2 protein-coding genes and 1 pseudogene (1 of these 3 running past the window's edge) are annotated in these 2,007 nt (G+C 65.2%); all 3 read right to left on the bottom strand.

Annotated elements, in window-relative coordinates:
• Window positions 1-170 precede the first annotated feature (170 nt).
• Window positions 171-1,277 (bottom strand): lipoate--protein ligase family protein, encoded by a 1,107-nt coding sequence (locus K789_RS0104315; protein ID WP_024365680.1) that lies wholly within the window; start codon window positions 1,275-1,277, stop codon window positions 171-173.
• Between the two features lie 95 nt (window positions 1,278-1,372).
• Complete coding sequence (locus tag K789_RS0104310; protein ID WP_024365679.1) at window positions 1,373-1,630, bottom strand: type B 50S ribosomal protein L31; 258 nt, start codon at window positions 1,628-1,630, stop codon at window positions 1,373-1,375.
• A 215-nt stretch (window positions 1,631-1,845) separates the two neighbouring features.
• Window positions 1,846-2,007 (bottom strand): annotated as a pseudogene (locus K789_RS22285) (TrmH family RNA methyltransferase); it runs 644 nt beyond the window's last position.

Below are 2,007 nucleotides of genomic sequence, written 5' to 3'. Positions count from 1 at the left end.
CCCGGACGCGCCGCGGGCGCTGCGCCGCATCATCATCGAACAGCGCAGCCACCTGCACCGTTCACTCACGGCACAGGCCGTGGCCCCAACCCCGCTATCGACTGCTCCGTAACGGCCCTTTAGGCGGCTCTAAAGGGCCGTTACGGAGCAATCGACGGGGTTGGAAGGGCTCAGGGCACCCGGTGCAGCCACTCCGTGGTGCCGAACTTGGCGTCGACCCGGTGGTGCGCGGCGGCGAGCTCAGCCTCGGTGAGTTCCGAGGGTGTCGCGGAGTACCGTTCAGCGAAGACCTCCATCATGGCCGCGACGATCTCGGCCCGGGCAAGGCCGGTCTGCCGGCGCAGCGGATCCACCCGCTTCTTGGCACTCCGGGTGCCCTTGTCGGAGAGCTTCTCCTTGCCGATCCGCAGGACCTCCACCATCTTGTCCGCGTCGATGTCATAGCTCATGGTGACGTGGTGCAGCATGCCACCGTTCGCGAGCCGCTTCTGCGCGGCTCCGCCGATCTTGCCCTGCTCGGTGGCAATGTCATTGAGCGGCACGTAAAACGCGCTGATGCCCATCTTCTCAAGGGCAGCCATCACCCAGGCGTCCAGGAAGCCGTACGAGTCGGCGAAGCTGATGCCGTCCACCAGGCTCTGCGGCAGGTACAGCGAGTACGTGATGCAGTTGCCGGCCTCCATGAACATGGCTCCCCCGCCGCTGATCCGGCGGACCACGCTGATGCCGTGGCGTTCGACGCCGGCAGGGTCCAGTTCGTTGCGGACGGACTGGAAGCTGCCGATCACCACTGACGGTTCCTCCCAGTCCCAGAAGCGCAGGGTCGGATTGCGGCGCCCTGCGCCGACCTCTTCGGTCAGGACCTCGTCCAGCGCAACGTTGACGTGGGTGGGCAGCACGGACGGGGCGATGATGTTCCAGTGGTGGTCAGCCCAGCCGGTGGCCATCGCGAGGGCGCGCCGGACGGTGACGGCCACGGCGTCGGCGGAAAAACCAAACAGGACGGCGTCGGCGGGGAGGGCCGCTGCCACCGCGGCTGAGATGTCCGCGGCATTGGTGTCGGCCGCGAGGCCCGTGAGCGCCCTGTTGATCTCCAGCAGCGCCTCGTCCGGCTCCAGGAAAAAGTCCCCGCTGATCGAGACGTTCGCGAGCACACCGTCGACGACGTCGAAATCGGCGACGACGAGTTTACCGCCGGGAACCTTGTACTCCCCGTGGCGGCGGGCGCCGCCGTCGTCAGCGCTGCTGGAACCGGGGACCGGGCGAAGGGTTGTCATGCCCTTAATCCTGCCACGATGCCAAGGGTGAAAGACGCAAAAAGCCCGCACCGTCACCGGTGCGGGCTTTTCCAAAAGACCTTGGGGAGAAGAAGTTACTTCTTGCCGCCGAAGCCCTTGAAGCGAGCGTTGAAGCGCTCGACGCGGCCTGCAGAGTCCATGATGCGCTGCTTGCCCGTGTAGAACGGGTGGGACTCGGAGGAGATTTCGACGTCGATAACCGGGTAGGTGTTTCCGTCTTCCCACTCGATGGTCTTCTTGGAAGACACGGTGGACTTGGTCAGGAACTTGACGCCGGAAGCCAGGTCGTTGAAAACAACAGCTTCGTACTTCGGGTGAGTATCAGACTTCATAATTGGACCTTTGTTCGCACAACTGGATTTTGCCAGTTGCCAGGTATGAATGGGATGGCCGGCGGAATGCACCGGACGGCCAGCTATCAATCATAGCGGAAAGTCGGCGCCTTCGCCGCCTGACCAGCGGCGGCGCTTGGGTGCCACGGTTCAAGCCCACGGTTCAAGCCCACGGTTCAAGCCCACCGTTCAAGCCCACCGTTCAAGCCCACGGTTCAGTCCCGCGGGCGTAACTCCCAGAAGGCGACGGCCGACGCCGCCGCGACGTTGAGCGAGTCCACGCCCGCCCGCAGGGGGATCTTCACGGCGAGGTCGACGGCGGCCAGGGTCGCCGCGCTCATCCCGGCGCCCTCGGTGCCAAGCACGAGGGCGAGCTT

This window comes from Arthrobacter sp. TB 26 (assembly GCF_000427315.1).
Taxonomy (GTDB): Bacteria; Actinomycetota; Actinomycetes; order Actinomycetales; family Micrococcaceae; genus Arthrobacter.
This window is presented reverse-complemented; position numbering and strand designations above follow the sequence as displayed.